The sequence below is a fragment of the Pseudoalteromonas sp. T1lg122 genome, assembly GCF_002964825.1.
Lineage (GTDB): Bacteria > Pseudomonadota > Gammaproteobacteria > Enterobacterales > Alteromonadaceae > Pseudoalteromonas > Pseudoalteromonas gelatinilytica.
Map to the genome: position 1 here is coordinate 155,426 of NZ_PQCG01000034.1, position 19,113 is coordinate 174,538.

General features: G+C 40.3%; 18 protein-coding genes and 2 pseudogenes. 11 read left to right on the top strand and 9 right to left on the bottom strand.

Annotated features, from left to right (window positions below; translation table 11 throughout):
* Positions 1 to 41: 41 nt before the first annotated feature.
* Positions 42 to 1,688, bottom strand: coding sequence for a glucose-6-phosphate isomerase (gene pgi, locus C2M33_RS18820; protein WP_105175170.1), 1,647 nt, complete (start codon positions 1,686 to 1,688; stop codon positions 42 to 44).
* A gap of 348 nt (positions 1,689 to 2,036) precedes the next feature.
* On the opposite strand from pgi, the gene C2M33_RS18825 reads away from it, so the two are divergent.
* Positions 2,037 to 3,068 (top strand): LacI family DNA-binding transcriptional regulator, encoded by a 1,032-nt coding sequence (locus C2M33_RS18825; RefSeq protein WP_063706954.1) that lies wholly within the window; start codon positions 2,037 to 2,039, stop codon positions 3,066 to 3,068.
* A gap of 64 nt (positions 3,069 to 3,132) precedes the next feature.
* Here the strand turns inward: C2M33_RS18825 and C2M33_RS18830 are convergent, their stop codons facing one another.
* From C2M33_RS18830 to C2M33_RS18840, 3 genes are all read right to left on the bottom strand, one after another.
* Positions 3,133 to 5,388, bottom strand: a complete 2,256-nt coding sequence (locus tag C2M33_RS18830) for an aminotransferase class V-fold PLP-dependent enzyme (protein ID WP_105175171.1) — start codon at positions 5,386 to 5,388, stop codon at positions 3,133 to 3,135.
* A gap of 118 nt (positions 5,389 to 5,506) precedes the next feature.
* Positions 5,507 to 6,574, bottom strand: coding sequence for an AI-2E family transporter (locus C2M33_RS18835; RefSeq protein ID WP_105175172.1), 1,068 nt, complete (start codon positions 6,572 to 6,574; stop codon positions 5,507 to 5,509).
* On the bottom strand, positions 6,567 to 6,785 hold the full coding sequence (locus tag C2M33_RS18840) for a hypothetical protein (RefSeq protein WP_063706947.1): 219 nt from the start codon (positions 6,783 to 6,785) through the stop codon (positions 6,567 to 6,569). The genes C2M33_RS18835 and C2M33_RS18840 overlap by 8 nt, the downstream gene beginning before the upstream one ends.
* 155 nt (positions 6,786 to 6,940) lie before the next feature.
* Here C2M33_RS18840 and C2M33_RS18845 point away from each other — a divergent pair, with 155 nt between their 5' ends.
* From C2M33_RS18845 to C2M33_RS18865, 5 genes and pseudogenes are all read left to right on the top strand, one after another.
* Positions 6,941 to 7,606 (top strand): hypothetical protein, encoded by a 666-nt coding sequence (locus C2M33_RS18845; RefSeq protein ID WP_105175173.1) that lies wholly within the window; start codon positions 6,941 to 6,943, stop codon positions 7,604 to 7,606.
* Position 7,607: 1 nt separating this feature from the next.
* Positions 7,608 to 9,067 (top strand): annotated as a pseudogene (locus C2M33_RS18850) (M48 family metalloprotease).
* 54 nt (positions 9,068 to 9,121) lie between these two features.
* Complete coding sequence (arsC, locus tag C2M33_RS18855) at positions 9,122 to 9,469, top strand: arsenate reductase (glutaredoxin) (protein WP_063706941.1); 348 nt, start codon at positions 9,122 to 9,124, stop codon at positions 9,467 to 9,469.
* On the top strand, positions 9,469 to 10,023 hold the full coding sequence (gene wrbA / locus C2M33_RS18860) for an NAD(P)H:quinone oxidoreductase (RefSeq protein ID WP_063706939.1): 555 nt from the start codon (positions 9,469 to 9,471) through the stop codon (positions 10,021 to 10,023). The genes arsC and wrbA overlap by 1 nt, the downstream gene beginning before the upstream one ends.
* The gene (locus C2M33_RS18865) at positions 10,020 to 10,475 is read left to right on the top strand and encodes a DUF2069 domain-containing protein (RefSeq protein WP_105175174.1); all 456 of its coding nucleotides are present in this window, start codon (positions 10,020 to 10,022) and stop codon (positions 10,473 to 10,475) included. Before wrbA ends, C2M33_RS18865 begins: the two co-directional genes overlap by 4 nt.
* 84 nt (positions 10,476 to 10,559) lie before the next feature.
* On the opposite strand, the pseudogene C2M33_RS18870 reads toward C2M33_RS18865, so the two are convergent.
* A pseudogene (locus C2M33_RS18870) lies at positions 10,560 to 11,898 on the bottom strand (ankyrin repeat domain-containing protein).
* Positions 11,899 to 12,199: 301 nt separating this feature from the next.
* Positions 12,200 to 12,793, bottom strand: coding sequence for an MlaC/ttg2D family ABC transporter substrate-binding protein (locus C2M33_RS18875; protein ID WP_063706935.1), 594 nt, complete (start codon positions 12,791 to 12,793; stop codon positions 12,200 to 12,202).
* 235 nt (positions 12,794 to 13,028) lie between these two features.
* On the opposite strand from C2M33_RS18875, the gene C2M33_RS18880 reads away from it, so the two are divergent.
* Both C2M33_RS18880 and C2M33_RS18885 read left to right on the top strand, forming a co-directional pair.
* The gene (locus tag C2M33_RS18880) at positions 13,029 to 13,565 is read left to right on the top strand and encodes an acyloxyacyl hydrolase (protein ID WP_105175175.1); all 537 of its coding nucleotides are present in this window, start codon (positions 13,029 to 13,031) and stop codon (positions 13,563 to 13,565) included.
* A 40-nt stretch (positions 13,566 to 13,605) separates the two neighbouring features.
* Positions 13,606 to 13,752, top strand: a complete 147-nt coding sequence (locus tag C2M33_RS18885; RefSeq protein ID WP_105175176.1) for a DUF2897 family protein — start codon at positions 13,606 to 13,608, stop codon at positions 13,750 to 13,752.
* 33 nt (positions 13,753 to 13,785) lie between these two features.
* On the opposite strand, the gene C2M33_RS18890 is transcribed toward C2M33_RS18885, so the two are convergent.
* Both C2M33_RS18890 and bamC read right to left on the bottom strand, forming a co-directional pair.
* On the bottom strand, positions 13,786 to 15,153 hold the full coding sequence (locus C2M33_RS18890) for a YjiH family protein (protein ID WP_105175177.1): 1,368 nt from the start codon (positions 15,151 to 15,153) through the stop codon (positions 13,786 to 13,788).
* A 71-nt stretch (positions 15,154 to 15,224) separates the two neighbouring features.
* Positions 15,225 to 16,286, bottom strand: a complete 1,062-nt coding sequence (gene bamC / locus C2M33_RS18895) for an outer membrane protein assembly factor BamC (protein ID WP_063706928.1) — start codon at positions 16,284 to 16,286, stop codon at positions 15,225 to 15,227.
* 368 nt (positions 16,287 to 16,654) lie between these two features.
* Between bamC and C2M33_RS18905 the strand changes: the two genes are divergently transcribed.
* The 3 genes from C2M33_RS18905 (at position 16,655) to C2M33_RS18915 (ending at position 18,421) form a co-directional block, all read left to right on the top strand.
* On the top strand, positions 16,655 to 17,188 hold the full coding sequence (locus tag C2M33_RS18905) for a glycine cleavage system protein R (protein ID WP_063706926.1): 534 nt from the start codon (positions 16,655 to 16,657) through the stop codon (positions 17,186 to 17,188).
* Between the two features lie 10 nt (positions 17,189 to 17,198).
* On the top strand, positions 17,199 to 17,678 hold the full coding sequence (bcp, locus tag C2M33_RS18910) for a thioredoxin-dependent thiol peroxidase (RefSeq protein ID WP_055199277.1): 480 nt from the start codon (positions 17,199 to 17,201) through the stop codon (positions 17,676 to 17,678).
* A gap of 257 nt (positions 17,679 to 17,935) precedes the next feature.
* Positions 17,936 to 18,421, top strand: coding sequence for a DUF6622 family protein (locus C2M33_RS18915; protein ID WP_105175178.1), 486 nt, complete (start codon positions 17,936 to 17,938; stop codon positions 18,419 to 18,421).
* A 22-nt stretch (positions 18,422 to 18,443) separates the two neighbouring features.
* On the opposite strand, the gene queE is transcribed toward C2M33_RS18915, so the two are convergent.
* Positions 18,444 to 19,109 (bottom strand): 7-carboxy-7-deazaguanine synthase QueE, encoded by a 666-nt coding sequence (gene queE / locus C2M33_RS18920; protein ID WP_105175179.1) that lies wholly within the window; start codon positions 19,107 to 19,109, stop codon positions 18,444 to 18,446.
* Positions 19,110 to 19,113 lie beyond the last annotated feature (4 nt).

The following is a 19,113-nucleotide window of genomic DNA, read 5'->3' on the forward strand; positions in this document are numbered from 1 at the left end:
CGTTCAAAGGTATTCGGTTTGCAGCTGTTGCTGCGAATCTATTACTGCTTACGATGTGTTTTATAGTAAGCGATCAGTCCATTGGTTGAGCTGTCGTGTGGATGACTTACTGCGTCATCAAATAATTCAGCTTCAATTTTAGAGGCAAGTCCCTTACCTAGCTCTACACCCCATTGGTCAAATGAACAGATTTCTAAGATAATGCCTTGGCAGAAGATCTTGTGCTCATAAAGCGCAATTAAACGTCCTACCGTTTTCGCATCAACTTTATCTAATAACATTGACGTTGTTGGGCGATTGCCTTGGTGAATCTTGTGATTCAATAATTCTGCAATTTCTGCTTCAGATTTACCTTTCGCGGTTAAATCTGCAGTTACTTGCTCTGCATCAACACCGGCCATCATTGCTTCGGTTTGTGCAAAGAAGTTTGATAATAAAATATCATGGTGCTTACCAACATTGACTTGCGGCTCAATTGAAGCAATAAAGTCAGCAGGTACAATCACATTACCTTGGTGCAGACATTGGTAAAAAGCATGTTGGCCATTGATACCTGTCATGCCCCAAATGATTGGAACCGTCGTGTAAGGAACCGTTTCACCTGCGAAAGTAACATGTTTACCGTTACTTTCCATCTCACCTTGCTGCAAATATGCAGGTAACATGTGTAGTGCTTGGTCATACGGTAAAATTGCTTGCGCCGTATAGCCTAAAAAGCTTGTGTTCCAAACACTTAAAAGCGCCATTAATAATGGTACGTTATTTTCAAATTCAGCATTTTTAAAATGCTCATCAATTTCAAACGCACCTTCTAGGATTTCTTCGAACGCATCGAAGCCTAGGTACAGGGCGATTGGTAATCCTATCGCACTCCATAAAGAAAAGCGACCGCCTACCCAATCCCACATTGTGAATACGTTTTCATCAGCGATACCAAAGGCCGCTGTTTTTTCTAAATTGGTGCTTACAGCGACAAAGTGCTTAGCAATATGCTCTTGTGCTTGGGCTGTTTGTAAAAACCACTCAACGGCTGATTTAGCGTTAGTCATGGTTTCTGAGGTGGTAAACGTTTTAGATGAGATAACAAATAATGTTGTCTCAACATCTAAACCTTGCAAAACAGATGCAATCTGAACACCATCAACATTTGATACATAGTGAACATTTAATGTGTCGTCAGCATAAGCAGCAAGTGCTTCGGTTGCCATTTGCGGACCAAGGTTTGAACCACCTACACCAATTGCAACAACATCTTTTACAGCTTTACCTGTGTAGCCTAACCACTCGCCACTGCGTACTTTGCCAACAAAGGCTTTCATTTTAGCAAGCTCAGCGTTAACAGCGTCTGTTACGTTTTCACCATCAACCATTACAGCTGTGTTAGCGCGGTTACGTAAAGCAGTATGAAGTACAGCACGGTCTTCAGTAATGTTGATTTTCTCACCACTGAACATTTTTTCACGCCATGCGCTAATGTCACACTCTTTCGCTAAAGCAATAAGCTGTTCAAAAACCGTTTTATCAATTTGTTGTTTTGAGTAATCGAATAATACGCCTGGGATTTGAGCTGAGAATTGCTCGAAACGCGTGCTATCTTTGGCAAATAAATCTTTAAGATGAATTTGTTTCATCTTCTTGGCACTTTCAGATAGTGCTTGCCAACTAGCTAATTGCGAACGGCTGCTCATATATATAATCCCCTCAAAACTTGCAACAAACTGATTATTAACTATCTTTTTATTAATGTTGAATAAAGACAGCAATTAAAAACACGATGAAAATTAACACTAAGTTAAAATGACAACGCTGTCAATGTTCTACTTTTACATTTTATAGTCGAGATAATAGCGCAATTTTTCTCTTTTGACACCGGTATCATAAAAATTATCTCAATTATTTTACTGCTAATTTGGTAGAACATTAGATACACTAACTAACTTATATTAAATATTAATGTACCTATTCAGAAAAAGCGCTCTGGCGAACACTTTTCGATATTATTATAATACAAATATAACTAACTATAAAGTAACAGTATGAAAGTAACCATAAATGATGTAGCCAAGCTCGCGGGTGTTTCAATGAAAACCGTTTCGCGAGTGATTAATAAAGAGCCATCGGTCAGAAAAAAAACCTATGACATAGTGATGGATGCTGTTAACACGTTGAACTATCAACCAAATCTTGCAGCTCGTAACCTAGCAGGCACATCGTCTTTTACTGTTGGTTTAGTTTATGACAACCCGAATGCTTATTATGTCATCGACATGCAGAACGGTGTCCTTTCGCGTTGTAAAGAAGAAGGCTATGAGCTGGTTATTCATCCGTGTAATTACCTTGATGGCAACATGGAAGAAGACTTTAAAACCATGATCAAACGCTCGCGCTTGGCAGGCCTTGTGTTAACGCCACCACTGTCAGAACAAAACAGTATCATCGAGATGCTTGATGAAATGGGCATTCATTATGTACGCGTGCTTTCTGGTCGCCCGACTGAAGAAAATCAAGATACCTGTATTTATGTAAATGACTACGCAGCTGCGTATGAAATCACCGCTCACCTACTGTCACTTGGCCATAAAAATATTGGTTTCCTGTGTGGTGATAAAGAACATAAATCAACAACTGAACGTTTAGAGGGGTATCAAGCCGCGTTAAAAGATCACAGCATTCCATTAAATGATGAGCTGATCTACGAAGGCCAATATTCATTTGAATCAGGTGTAGAAGGTGCAAAAGCCTTGCTGGGTGAAAGTAATCCGAAAAACATCACCGCCCTTCTTGGCGGAAACGATGAGATGGCAGCAGGCGCATTATTCGCCTCACGCTTAATGGGAATTGAAATTCCGCAGCAATTATCAATTACCGGCTTCGAAGACTCACCGTTCTCGCGTCAAACTTGGCCAAAACTCACCACGGCTCATCAAGCCAATGATGTAATTTCACAGCATGCAGCGCGTTTACTGTTTAGAAAAACCCGTGGTGCACGCAATCAAGATAAAGACATCATCACAACCTTTACCCCTTCATTGGTGGTACGGGAAAGCTCAGGTCCTACAACAGCCTAATTTATACAAGTTACGAAAAAGCCGCTTTATAGCGGCTTTTTAATGACTGAATTGATACTACTTTTTAAAGCAATGCTAAACCGCCATTCAAATTAAAAACGTTTTCAAAACCTAATTGAGACAAATTGTTTGCCGCTTGTTTTGAACGATTACCACTTCGACAAACCAAAATGTAGCTATGGTCTTTATCTAGCTGTCCTTGAACGATGGCGTTTGCCATACGGCTCAGTGGAATGTTGATCACTTTGCTCTCAGCAACAGTAAATAACTCGGCCAAATTATTCGCACCATGCTCATACGGCTCGCGAGTATCGATTAGGTAAGTCCCCTTATCGTCTAACATTGCTTTAGCATCGGTTGCAGCAAGCTGTTTCATTGGCGTACTTTCAAGTGTTTCAACATAGCCACATAAAGAGTGACTCATTGAATGCTTTTGCTCATCTGCTTGTTGCTTTAATTCAACAAACTGAGCATCTGATACTTGCTCGTTTAATAATTTTGCTAATAACGGTGTCGTTGCTTTTTGTGCATGCCAATCCATTGCAAAACATTGCTGATAATCATGACCTGAACAAATCACCGTTGAATCTTGTACTTCCAGTGCAAGCTGTTTTAATGACAAGGCCATTTTTGCTGCATCGCCGCCGCTAATTGCCGTATTTCCCAAGCCACCTGGTAAAATTAAATCACCACAGAAACAATAGCTAACATTACCACTTAGCGTATCTTTCAATAAATAGCTAACACTATCATCACTGTGACCCGGTGTCGCTACTTTGCTTAAATGTGCACCGCTTAATTCGATAGCTGCTGAATCTTTAGGCCAGCCAAGTTCATCTATTTCATTAACAACATAGCGCTCTGCTAGCTCTTTGGTTAATAGACAGCGAGCCGATAAACGCTCTTGGTGATTATGCGTATCGATAATTGCTTTTACTGTTAAACCTTGTGTTGCGACAATTTTCGCCATACGCGGAATAAGCTCAATAATAGGATCAATTACCACTGCATTTTTATCGCTGTCGACATAAAGCCAACAGCACGCAGCTTGATGGCGCAGTTGTGTTAAGCCAATCGCACAGACTTCTTGCTGAGGCGATGTACTATCAGACACAACCAAACAGTTTGCTTCTAGAATTGGTTTTAAAGAACGAATTTTTTCACAAGCAAAGTCAATTTCTTGCTGGCTTGCAGCCGGGCCGAATGACATGCGAATCGCATTTTCACTTTGCCAATCACTGGCTCCCATCGCATCTAAAACAAAACTACGATTTGCACCTGAGCTACACGCAGAGCCGCCACTCACACGGATACCCGCAGCATCAAATAAATCCATTACTTCTTTACTGGTTAATTCGTTCACCGCAAAGTTCAACGTTGTTGGCACTGAATGCTCAAAACTGTGGTTAAAGGTAATACTGCCAAATGTATCTAATAGCGCACCCAGTAATTGCTCGCGATAAGCATGTAACTGCTCAAGCGGCTTAAATGTTTGATTTTGTTTATCAAGTAATAAAGAAAACAGCTTATTTAAACCAGCAATACCGGGTAAGTTCTCTGTGCCTGAACGCATTCCGCTTTCTTGGCCGCCACCGGCAATAAATGGCGTATACGCACTGCCTTTACGAATATAAAGTACACCAATGCCTTTAGGCGCATACAATTTATGACCAGAGAATGGGGCATAATCAATGGTTGTTTGGCTTAGCGCCAAGTTGGTTTTGCCTAATGCTTGTACACAGTCAACCATCCAAGCCACATTATTGTTTTCACTGCGAATAACTTGCTCAATTGCGGTTAAGTCTTGGAATACACCGGTTTCGTTGTTGACTGCCATAGTGCAAATCATCAGTGCATTCGCAGCATGTTTACGAATAAACTCATGATCTAAAATACCATTTTTATCAACAGGGATTGCTAGCACCTGAGCGTTGATATCAAGCACACTGTTCCAATGCTTGAGCGTATTTGGCACCGCTTTGTGCTCTGTTGCACCATACAGTAATACCGGGTTTTCAACTTGATGATTTTTAGCTGCAATCAGTGTTGAAACAACCGCTGTTTGAATACCTTCGGTTGCACCTGAGGTAAATAAAATATCACCATCAGTCGCGCCAATAACTTCACGCGCTTTATTACGTGTTTGCTCTAATAAGTGTTTTGCTTGAATACCCGTAATATGAGAGCTTGATGGATTACCAAAACACACACGCATCGTGTGCGAAACCACATCGGCAATTTCAGGAAGTACAGGAGTCGTTGCATTCGCATCTAAATAAATTTGCTGATTAGCATCGTCAGGAAGGTAAAAATTTGCCATGTAAAACGCACCATATTACTAAAAGATATATCTTATAACCTATTTTACATTTTTCACGGCTAAATTATAATAATCAATTAGTCAGTAAAGTGCGCTTTCTATACTTTTTAAGACTAAGCTAACTTTCTATTAGCTCAACCTTCTTAGAAGACCAAGCATTTATAAGCGCTTTTACTAATGAAGCCAGCGGTATTGCAAAGAACACCCCCCAAAAACCCCACAAACCGCCAAAAAACAGTACTGCAACGATAATAAACACTGGGTTTAAATCGACCGCTTCAGAGAACAGTAACGGCACTAACACGTTGCCATCAAGTGCTTGGATCACGCCATAGATGATTAAAATGGTCCAAAATTGTGTTTCTAAACCAAACTGAAATAACGCCACGGCGGCTACAGGAATGGTCACCAATGCCGCCCCTACAAATGGAATAAGCACCGACAAGCCAACCAACACACCGAGTAAAGCTGCATAGCGAAGATCAAGTACTGCAAAGGCAATAAAAGATGCAGTACCAACAATTAATATTTCAAACACCTTACCGCGAATATAATTCATGATTTGCTGATTCATTTCTTGCCAAACTTGAATGATCAAGCGGCGCTGTTTAGGCAGTAAACGCTCAGCACTTTGCGTGAGCTCTAACTTATCTTTAAGCATAAAAAACACTAAGAGCGGCACTAAAATCAGGTAAATCAACCATGCCGCCACGTCTTTTATCGAGGTTAACGACACTGAAAGCACTAACTGGCCAAATTCAATGGCTTTGGTTTCAACACTGGCAACAATTGATTTAACCTGATCTTCCGTGATCAAACTCGGGTAATCTTCTGGAAGGTGTAATAGCAGTGCTTTGCCCTTTTCAATCATATAAGGCGTTTCTTGAACTAGGTTACTGGTTTGCTGCCAAAGCACCGGCCCCATACCAACAATAATTGTGATCATTAATCCACTGAATACCAACATCACTATAATCGTCGCGGTAAACCGTTTTAAACCTAGCTTTTCTAAATGGGCAACGGGCCAATCAAGTAAATAAGCAATCACCAAGGCGACTAACACAGGTACGATTAACGAACCAAAAAAATAGAAAAATGCAAAGGTTGCAATAAGCAGTAACAACAAAGTTACTGAATGGGGATCTGAAAATTTATTTTCGTACCAGGCTTTTACATACTCAAACACGAATGGGCTCCACGGTTAGCACACCTAATTCTAGGTCAATTTTAAAATGGTAATGATGTTTTTCTAAAAATCGCTGCATATCGTCCGTTGCCTCTGCAGCATTGAATGTAAAAGTCACGGCTTGTTGAGCCGATATTGCCTTATTCAACCCTAATTTAAACTGAATAAATTGTTGAGGACACTTATAGTCCCTTAAATCAACCGTTAACATAGCGAATCAACTGCGTTATTAATATGAATAATAAGTATAAGATGTCAGCATCTTGCAAAAATAAGTCTTTATAATGAGAAACAACTCATTTTTTTCTTAAAACACGCAAAACAATAGTTTATCCTTAATCAATAACTGGTAGTAAAGGAAACGAGATGCCTGCCTCGCATAATAAAGCGCAATTACCTGCGAATCCAACTCTTAAAGAGATTAACTGGTATAAAAAACAAATAAATTGGGGCGAGCTGCCGCCTTTTTATCATATGGTGGCATCTTCTGTTAGCGAATCTGAAGGGATTTTGGATCACGGCTTTGATAATGCGGTGAAACGATTAATTGATCCACGCAACTGGAACCTCGATTTATTAGACGGCTATGAAACCGACATGGGCGAAATTGTCTGTGAGAAAAAACCACGTATCGCATTACATCAAAGTTTTACCGACCGAGGCTTCGAATTATGGGCCTATCCTTATGCAAAAGATGTTACAGTAGATCAGTACATTAAAGACAATCGCTTTATGGAATTTAAGGTGTGGGATCCACACACCATGAAAAACCTAATTCGCTTTAACCAGCTTCATAAATTCATCGCTTTTTACTTTGAAAGAGGCGATAAAGCTGACAAAGCATTAATCCTTCATGCCCATAAAGTAGTGCATAAAATCATAACTTTTTTACAACGAGAGTTGAACGTTGTTAAGCTAGATGGAGTCACAATAAAAGATTTCTATCAATTGTGCGAAAAAGACAGCCGAGCATGCAGCGACGAAATAGACATAGCAAAAGTCATGTTAGGTGAGCAAATCAACAAGGAATAAGATGCGACTAAAATCAGCCTTTATTACACTATGTAGTGCATTACTCACATTTTCGATACTGCATAGTGAGCCGTTGAAGGCACAAACTAACTTTAAGCTGCCCGATTTAGGGACCTCAGCTTTACAAGCTTTGCCGATTGAAAAAGAACAAGCAATTGGTGAAGTGATGATGATGCAAATTCGTGGCTCATCACCGGTTGTGAATGACCCTGTTCTTGATGAATACCTGACTACCCTAGGTAGACGTTTAGTGGCGAATGCCAACGATGTACGTTTTCCATTCTCCTTTTTTTGGCTAAACAATCCTGAGATTAACGCCTTTGCCTTTTACGGTGGCCATGTAGGTGTGCATACGGGTCTTATCGCTCAAGCGGATAACGAAAGCCAATTTGCTTCAGTACTTGGACATGAGATAGCTCACGTAACGCAGCGCCATTTAGCCCGTCGTATTCAACAACAGCAAGATAACAGTGCGTTAACCATCGCAGGTATGATTGCAGGTATTTTAGCTACCGTTGTGGCACCTGATGCCGGTATTGCAATTATCTCTGCAAACCAAACCCAAGCGGCATTTAGTCAATTAACTCACAGCCGTGCAGCAGAGCAAGAGGCAGACCGCATTGGTATGCAGACCTTAAATAATGCCGGATTTGATCCTCGCCAATCGAGTGAGTTTTTAACTAAACTTGCTGCACAAATCCGTTATAAATATAAGCCGCCGGCATTCTTGCTGACTCACCCATTACCTGAAAGCCGGGTTTCTGTGTGCGCTTGCGTGCCGAGCAATACCCAAAAAAACACTATGCTGATAGCTTAGAATTTAACTTAGCTAAGAGCCGTGTTATTGCCCGTTATCATCAAAAAGCCAAAGCAGCTGAAGATCTGTTTCGTAAATTAATGCGTGAAAACACCGTACATAATGATACGGCACTCAAGTACGGTTTAGGGATTAGTTTATTAGATCAGAAAAAGCTTGATGAAGCAGCCAGCATTTTGAATCCATTACTTGAGCAAGATCCAAAGAACTTATTTTATATCGATACCCACACCGACTTATTGATTGCACAAGGCAAAGCGAATGAAGCGGTAGAGTTTTTAGCTAAACTAGATATCGATAGACCAAACAATCAGGTGATTGCCTTAAACTATGCAAATGCCGCGATGGAAGCAAAACAATTTGACCTTGCTGAGCGTATTTTAAAATCTTACTTATTAGCGAAACCTGAAAACAATCTTGCAAAAGAGCTCATTGCTGATGTCTATAAAAAGCAAGAAAACATGGCTTCTTATCACGAAGCCCATGCTGATGTGCTTGCCCAATATGGCGCTTATTTAAAAGCAGCGGATGAAATTCAAAAAGCACTCAACTTTGTTGAGCCAGAAGAATTAGTAAAACAACAACGTTTAAAAGCTCTACTCACGCAATACCGTCAATTACAAAAAGAGCTTGCGAGACTTTAAGTCTCGCAGCGCTTGCCCTAAAATAAGCCAAATTATTAAATGTGAGAACACACCATGTCTGTGACTATTTATCATAATCCGCGTTGTTCAAAATCGCGTGAAACACTTGCGCTATTAGAAAGCAATAACGTACAACCAAGTGTTGTTGAATACCTAAAAACTCCGCTTAGTGAACAGCAAATTGCGACTTTAATTAACCAACTTGGCTTTACCTCTGCCCGTGAATTAATGCGCACGAAAGAAGACATCTACAAAGAACTTGAACTTAAGAACGAACAAAACGAAGACAAGTTAATTGCAGCGATGGTTGCAAACCCTAAACTCATCGAGCGCCCTATTGTTGAGCACAATGGTAAAGCAGCCCTTGGTCGTCCGCCAGAAAACGTATTAAGCGTACTTTAATGGCTATAAACATTGTTGTGCTATATCACTCAAGCCATGGCTCTGTAGAAGCTATGGCGCATGAGATAGCCGAGTCGATTGAGCAACAAGGTGCTACAGCCTTGCTGCGCACATTTGTAAAGCGACAGCCACACGATATTGTGATCAGCAAAGATGATCTTATTAATTGTGATGGCTTGGCCTTTGGCACCCCTACGCGATTTGGCATGATGGCCTCACAAGCAAAAAGCTTCTGGGAAACCACCAGTGATCTGTGGCTTAAAGGTCAGCTGATAGATAAACCAGCTTGTGTTTTTTCGTCATCAAGCAGTATGCATGGTGGTAACGAAGCCACCTTGTTGAATCTATCATTACCACTGTTACATCACGGCATGATGTTGCTAGGTGTGCCTTATGAGGTGCCTGAATTACTTGCAACTGAAACCGGCGGTACGCCATACGGTGCAACTCATGTGGCAGGTAGCAATAACAGCAATGTATTAAGTAAAGACGAAATTAAAATTTGCCAAAGCGTTGGAAAACGCTTGGCACTAATTGCGAGTAAATTAAAATGAGCTTGGAACCTGAGCTAAATAAGCCTGTTGCAAAAAAACCAATTACAAAACGATTCCAACGTTTTGCGCTGATTGGCTATATCGGCTTATTAGTTTTAATGCCAATTTGGCTGTTTTTAATTGCCCCAAGAGAAGGCCACAGTAACGCCTTTATCTTTGTTGTATATATACTGCCTCTGCTGTTACCACTTAAGGGCATCATTCAAGATAAACCTTATACCTATGCGTGGGCGAACTTTATCGTGATGTTCTATTTCATCCATGGTTTTACATTGCTATGGGTCGCACAAGAGCAGCTGATTTGGGTATTACTTGAGTTAACTTTTGCCAGTCTGATGTTTATTGGCTGCACCTATTATGCACGCCATCGTGGACAAGAACTTGGCCTTAAGATACGTAAATTAAAAGAAGAGCTGGCTGAAGAAAAAGCGGCACATGAGCACAACAAATAAACACGTTTGTTTTGCAAAAATGAAACAAAAAACGGCAACCTAGGTTGCCGTTTTTTTATGTCACTTTATATAGCTTTTATGTCATCACACCAACTCAGCTAAGGTGGCTAGCGCGACAATACTTGCTAGACCCACTTGGCCAATTAAGCTAAATAATGAGAACAGTCTTAATATAAACAGCCCCCATGGATGACGGATATGCGGGTAAAGTGCACAGCGTTTCAGGCTTGTAGCAAAGAAAAAGCATAAGATCGAAATCAGCGTAAAGCTCAGCGTTAATTCGCTTTTAATGGCAATACTGTCATCAAAAAAGAAGAACAACTGCACAGGTAATAACAAGGTTACAATCGCGTGTAGTAAGTGCACTTTTTTAACGCGATCAAACTGCCCTTCTTGGCGAAAGCTCTTTAATGCCGAAGTCATGCTCAAGGCACTTCACTAAGTTATCTGCTTTAATGCTTACTGCTAATCGGTAGCAACTTAAACCGTCGTTGTTACGCACTCTAAAGTCATAACCCGCTTTTAAAAGCAACACGAGTAAAGGTCCATTCTCGGCTAATACAGCGTAATGTAATGCTGTATTCCCTTTGTTGTCTCGGGCTTTTTTATCTTGATGCTCAAGTATAGTCTCAACAACATTCACATAGCCTTTTTCGGTCGCCCACATAAAGGCTGTTTTACCGTTTTCGTCAGCTAATGCACCGGTTGCACCTTGCTCAATAAAACGTTTTGCCATGGTTTGTTTAGCATTTTCATGACTTAAATGAGCAAGTAAAGCTTGTTCAAGTAACGAGGCCGAATCAACATCCGGAGACACCAGTTTCAACAAGGTAAAGTAATCTTCACCATGGGCAACTTTTTCGGCCGCTAGCACTGTTAGTGGTTCAAGATCAGCCACAGAGTCAGGGATAAAACCACTAAAACGATCTCTAAAATCAACCTCGGTCCACAGCTCTAAAACATCGTCCGCAGACATTTTTGCACCGTGGTTTAGAACATGTTCAATCACAGTAAAATAGCGACGATTAAATAACTGATGGATGAGTGTAATAGGTGTTTTAACGGCTGATTGAGCGAATGCGCTGGCGTATTTCTCTAAGCGCTGGCACAACATTAAAACAAGACTTTCTGGTGTGTAGTCATTTTCTAAAAAGTGCGCTTTCATAGCATTAATATAATGCAACGCCGCTTCATCAAACTCAGAAATATGTTGGAAATAGCACTCTTCAAACGGTTCAAGAGGAGTCAACCAAGTAAGATAATAAATCGGCGGAAGAACCGTCGTACACACACCGTCATCTTCATTAGTAGAACGACATGCCGGCCAAGCTTCTAAAGCATCTAAAATATAGGCCCCGTTTTGCTCAGCTAATCCTTTGATCAGTAACGGGTATTCCTTTGGCCAAATCAGTACATTTTCCATTAAAAAAACACAACTCCGCTGCACATTATTCGATGTCTTATTAAGCAATTAGTTATAGCAAAATTTAACTGACAGTTTGCTTAATATTGCGACCAATAACACAGTATCTGAACAGATACTTTGGTAAACAAGAAAAGTAGCATGATTCTACCACAGAGGGTTACAGGTGCTAGCGCAAAGTAGGTGATTTTTAAAGAAAATAGAAAAGCAGCGGCACATGGACGGTACTCACTGCTTGGTTGGAGACTGAAAGTAGCTAAAATGCCCGATGAGGTGAAGTTAATCGAGCATTTGGGCTAACTTACTTACTTGCTAATTCGTGTGTTACTTCATCAATGCCAACTTGGCTGATGCGCTGTAAAACTTCTTTTTGCTTCGCGCTTAACAGTGAGATGCCTTCAGCAACGATATCGTATACTTTCCACTGCTTATCTTTGCCTTGACGTAATTTAAAGTGCAAATCAATGGCTGGCGCATTGTCATCAACAATTTGCGTTTTAACGGTTGCATAACCGTCGTCGATGAGTTGTGATTGATCAAAAATAACTTTTTGGCCTGTGTATTTCATCAGCGCGCCAGCGTAAGTGACTGTTAAGTAATGCTCAACCGCAGCAATAAAATCAACAGCTTGCTCACGACGTAAGCCCTTAATGTGCTTACCTAAAAGCTTATACGATACAAACTTAATGTCCATGTGTGGCAATAAGCGTTTTTCAACAATGCTTGCCATCGCTTCTGAACTTGCATCACCTTTCGCATTCACATTTGCAATATCAACAAATAAATCTGCTGTGACTGACTCTAATAATTGCTTTGGCGAACTGTCTTCGCTGGCAAAAGTAGATGCAGTAAAAAGAGCTGCAATTAGCAAAAATGAGTTAACTAGTTTGGTCATCGTATTCACCTCTTAACGAAAATTTTCGCTAATATACCGATAATAAATCCATAAAAAAAGAAACAATCCGACACCGTTTTAATGCCAATTAAGCACCAATCAATTTTCCCCATAGTTTTCAGTTAATTGCTAAAAAATATGAGGATGTACACAGCGTCTGTGTATTTACGCACATTGAAAAGCCCTCCCCCTCGCCCTTATCTACTTGCTCACAGTCATAATGAGAAGTACCGAGATGAAACTAAAACGCCCATTAAAAGCACTTATGTTAAGTGCAGCAGCACTCTTAGCAGCACCCATTTATGCCGCTTCAAATCATGGTTATGCCATTGATTACATTCAAGGAGAAGGTGATGTAAAAGGTTTAAAATTGGCTTATCAATATCATATACCCAATGAAATGTTGCCCTTGCAACACGCCCGTCTTTACTTCGAATCAAGCTTTAATATTTGGGAATATGGTAAACATAACAAACATCAAACCAATGTAGTGTTAGCCATGTCTCCAGTGATCCAATACCCTGTATTTAACGTGAAAAACATGCCTGTGTATGTGGAGTTTGGCATTGGCGTTTCCCTGTTAGATGACACCCATTTTGCCGGCAAAAATGTCAGTACTCACTATCAGTTTGAAGATAGGTTGGGTTTAGTTGCTGACTTAGGGAGTGGCTCTACGTTAGCGCTAAGATATTTACATTACTCCAATGCAGGCTTTAAAAGCCCTAACCCCGGCCTTGATTTCATTTCTTTGTCTTATGCTAGACGGTTTTAAGTGCTACTATGAAAGCCATGTATAACTGCAGGATTTAAAAATGGAAACATGGCAAATTATTGCGGTCATTGTCGTTGTATTTGGGGTGGTTATTGGCAATTTATTGCTGCTAAAACATGCGGCGAAAATGGATTTCAAACTACCAAAAACAGATGATGAAAAAGATAAAAAAAGCCCTGATGAATGATCAGGGCTTTTTCGTTGTAAGTTAAAATTTATCTTACACTAACCAATGTGCCATTAAGACAATCACCGGTAATGTCACTAAGGTTCTTAAAATAAAGATTAAAAACAACTCAACAATATTCACCGGAATTTTGCTACCTAAAAGCAATGCACCTACTTCTGACATATAAATCAATTGAGTCACACTCATTGCAGCAATAATAAAGCGCGTCACATCACTTTCAATGCTACCCGCTGCAAGAATTGACGGAATAAACATATCAGCAAAGCCGACCATAATTGTTTGCGCAGCAGCCTCAGCTTCTGGTACTTGTAGTAACTCTAAGAATGGTACAAATGGCTTGCCCATGTACTCAAAAATTGGCGTATATTCAGCAATGATCAAAGCAAATGTGCCCACAGCCATAACCACAGGTAATACTGCAAATACCATATCAAATGCGTTATGTAAGCCTTCTTTTAGTGTGCCGCCTACTCCAGGTGCAGTGCGCGCTTTTGCCAATGCAACATCAAGTGAATGGGCAACCAATGTTTTACCCTCAGGCACTGACTCAGCATCTTTATCAGGCTCTGTACCATCTACATAGAGGTCTTTTTTGAAGCGCAGTGGAGGTAAACGAGGCACAATTAATGCGGCTGCTAAACCCGCTAAACACACAGTTAAATAGAAAGGTGCGAAAAGGTGCTCAAGCTTTACTTGGCCTATAACAACTAAACAAAAAGTGATTGATACAGCAGAGAATGTGGTACCAATAATAGCCGCTTCTCGTTGCGTATAATGTTTATCTTCATACTGGCGAGCGGTCATCAAAATACCCACACTGCCATCGCCTAACCATGATGCCACACAGTTAACCGCACTGCGGCCTGGCACACCAAAAAGCGGACGCATCACTTTAGTTAATAAGGTACCGACTAATTCTAACAAGCCGAAATTTAGTAATAACGGTAATAGTAATCCCGCTAAAATAAATACAGAGAATAATACTGGCAGTAAGTCGTTGAGTACCAACGCCCCCGTATTACCGGAAATAATCATTTCTGGCCCTTGCTTTGTGTAGGTCAAAACGATAAATACCATGCCCAGTAATCGAACACTCAGCCAAAGCCAACTAACATCAAATAAATGCTTAATTATAAAGAACTTAAGTAATGGTTGTGGCTTAAATAGCTTTATCACTAAAGATAAAATACCGGTGATACAGACAATACTGGTGATCAAACCCAATGCGAATGGAGCAATCCACTCCTGTACTGCTTTTGCCATAACAGCAATCGGAATGGTCATTGCTTCACCTATGGGTACCGGCGTCATAAACAAGAAGACACCTATAAGTGAAGGAACGAAAAAGGTAAACAAGGTTCGCAAGTCACTGCGATTTGCTGTGTTTAAGTTAGACATATTTTCAACCTGTAAAAACCACAAAAAGAGCGGCTAAGCTCTTTTTGTGGTGGTTTTAACTTTTTTAATTATTAAATATTGATACCGCGCTGACGCAGTGCATTTTCTAATGCTTGCTGGAGGTCATTCATTGTACCAGGCTCTAATGTCGAACCTTCAGAGTCCATCCACGTTAAACTTGTACCGCCATCATTGGTGCGGCTAACAAGAATTTGGTATTGGCCATCTTCAATTGGCAGCTCAGCTAACTCTTCGCCCCAAATTGAATCCCATACGCTTGACTCTGGCTTTTTGTAATCAGCCGTGATCAAACCACGTTCTTGGTCAATTTCTACAATAGTGAAAGATAGACGCTCTAAGAAACCAGAGAAACGATCAAACACCATGTTGTAATCTTGCTCAGTAACCAGTGCTGCATTACCTTTGTTATCAAAGCCCATTTCTAAAGAAATAATGCCTTGTTGTTTGCGCATTTCAACTTCAAGCTGACGATAACGGTAATCAAACTCTGCAATCACTTGATTTAATGCGCGTACTTCTAGTTGTTGTTGAAGTAACGGCGTTAGCGGTACAGAATCGCTCTTATAATCGGCAAGCTTAGACGTTAATGAGGCTGTACGTTGATGTGACTTTTCTTCAATTGTGAAGATGAAGCGCTGTTGAGATACTTCTGTTTCGGTTTCCCAGAACCAACCTTCTTCAGGTTTAATAATGGCATACCAACCTGTTTCAATTGAATTTGAAGCTTTGTCTTCTTTTAAAGCGGCGGTATTTTTTTCAGCTAAAACGGCTTTGATAGAGTCCCAGATAAAGACATCTAAATCTTCTATACCATCGTTTTTATCAAAATAAACACGCGCTTCTGTGTCACCTTCTTCAACCCAAGTACCTTGAGCAATAGTAATCACTTGCGCTGGCGGACGATAGTTTTTAGCTTCAGGATTGTTGTCGTATTGCGCAACATCCATTTTATAAGTTGGATCTTGAGCTGGTTGCGCTAACCCTGCTGGTGCTTTCACCGCATCATTAGCACGATAATTACGTTTGTGGTGCGCTTCATCGGTGAATACACCGCACCCAGTTAAACTTACCATTACGCTTACAGCAAGCGCCTTTGAGATCCAATACTGCACAGATATTTCTCCTTAGCAAACCCTTAATTTTTTTAACAAATGTATGAGTGGGTAATGCCGATTTGGTTCACTGTAAAATCACTTTTAACTTTACATTTATTGTTTTTATGCAAAAAACCCGAATAGATTGGGCTAGCGTAACGTGTTTGAATGCTTATCGCCTTGCAAAATTTTAACTATGGTACTTTCTGATGCCCCTAAAAACAAGAAAGAGCGTACTTTATTCACGGCTTAATTAATCGCCGCTATCGTTAACGGTGCAAATTATGTTAAACTTCGCCGCCGTGCGTTATTAAACTCACGTGAAATCAAAGCTTATTCAAGCTTATATCCATTGGTATTGTTAATTACTAGGTATTTAAAATTCCATGACTGCTTTTACAAATCATCAGATAGTGCTCACTGCGATTGGCGAAGATAGACCCGGTATCGTTAGCGAATTGACTCAGTTAGTGAGTGATTGCCATTGCAATATAATTGACAGTCGCATTGCTATTTTGGGCAACGAATTTACCTTTATCATGCTATTAGCAGGTGACATGTCGGCTATTAGCCGCATTGAACACACATTGCCAACTAAAGGTATGGAACTTGGTCTTTTAACCATGATGAAACGCACTGCAAGTCATGTTGCATGTGAATTTTGTGCCGGTTACACCCTCGAATACACAGGTATTGATACACCTGGAACATTAAGTAAAGTTACGCGCTTTTTTGCTGATAACCACATTAGTATTTGTTCTCTTAAGTCAGACACCTACGATGAAGATGACGAGCTTAAAATGCGCTGTGAACTCGAGTTTAATATTCCTGTTGAAGTCGATATCGATAACTTTAAAGTGAGCTTTGAAGATCTTTCTCGTAGTTTGAACGTAGATTATATTTTCAGACGCATTCGCTAAGGAGCAAAGCATGAAAACAATTAATCCATTACAAGCAGGCGATACAGCCCCTGCTTTTAGCTTACAAAATCAAAATGACGAAACTATCGTACTCGCTGATCTTTTAAAAGAACAGCAAGTACTGGTTTATTTCTACCCTAAAGCGTCAACACCAGGTTGTACTGTGCAAGCAGAGAACTTACGTGATGAAAAAGCTGAGCTTGCTAAATTAAATACGCGTGTTGTGGGTATCAGCCCAGATCCAATCAAGCGTTTAAAGAATTTTGAAACTAAAAAAGAGCTTAACTTTGATTTATTAGCCGACGAAGATCACGCGATTGCTGATGCCTTTGGTATTTGGGGCTATAAGAAGTTTATGGGCAAAGAATACGAAGGAATTCATCGTATTAGCTTCCTTGTAGGCCAAGACGGTAAAATCAAACATGTGTTTGATAAGTTCAAAACCAAAGACCATCATCAGGTGGTGTTGGACTATTTAGCGCAGAATTGATAGTTACGAGTTACGAGTTACGAGTTACGAGTTACGAGTTACGAGTTACGAGTTACGAGTTACGAGTTACGAGTTACGAGTTACGAGTTACGAGAACATAGTAAAAAAGCGTTGCCATAGTGCAACGCTTTTTTGTTTTAAAGGCTATGACTCAATTGACAAACTTTTATAAATAGCAGATAAAATAGGAACACGCGCTGCGCTTTAAACGACACGACTAAATAACTTCCTAAAAATAATAAAAACAAGGATGTAAGATGATTATTGAAATTTTAACTCACACACCACTTTGGGTTTATGGTCTGTTTGTTGGCCTTATTTTTGTTGGTTGGCAACAAACTCGCGAGCGCCATGTAAAGCAGCCTACATTATTGATACTGCCGCTGGGTATGCTTGCTTTATCATTTTTTGGTGCGACTTCAAGCTTTGGTTATAGCTTAACGATTATGTTGCTCTGGCTAGCTGGCGTTTTGAGCAGTACGATCATTGGTTTATTGCTGTTTTCTGCTTCATCAGCAAGTTATCAAGCCCAAAGCGCGTCTTTCAAAGTACCTGGCAGTTGGTGGCCAATGATATTCATCATGGCTATCTTCTTTACCAAATATACGGTGGGTGTTTTAACAAGTATTAAGCCAGAGCTTTTTGCGAATGCCGCTCTCGTGTTATCACTTGCCGCTTTTTACGGCATCTTATCGGGCACTTTCATCGCTCGAGCAATCAGAGTGTTAAAAGTAAAAAATTGATACTAAGAACTAGCCAGATAAACTAGCTAATTCCTAAATATTTATGTACTTGAACCGATAAACGCCAGTTCTTTGCAATACAGGTTTCAATGGCAAGTTTGGTTGCTGAGGTCTTTTGACTAATTGGCTGCAGATACACTAAACGTGGATTCACACCTGTTTTTAAGAATAAATCTTCGAGCTCTTCCACATGCTTTTGCATTGCAACTGGGTGCTTAATTTCATCAGCACGCTGCATAGCACTGCGTAAAACGTTGTAGCCACCACGCATATTAATTTTTGGTGATACAGTGACCCATGTCTGCTCTGGGACTAAAATTTCAAATGTGCCGCTGGTTTCAATTTGAGTTGAGTAGCCATTTGCGTGTAGTAGCTCGCACACTGGATTTAGGTCGTACATGCAAGGTTCACCACCGGTGATCACCACATGCTTTGCGTTGTAGACACGTTCTTTAAATAGCGCTAACACTTGCTCCGCAGTTGCTTCCGCCCAATGATCTGAGTCTGCTTTTTTCTCTACCGTCTCATCAAGTGACACTTTATATACATTATCAACGTCCCATGTTTGTTTTGTATCACACCAAGCACAACCCACAGGGCAGCCTTGTAAACGTAAAAAGATTGAAGGTGTACCCGTAAAACTCGCTTCACCTTGAATTGTTTCAAACACTTCGTTAATTTTGTACAAAAGA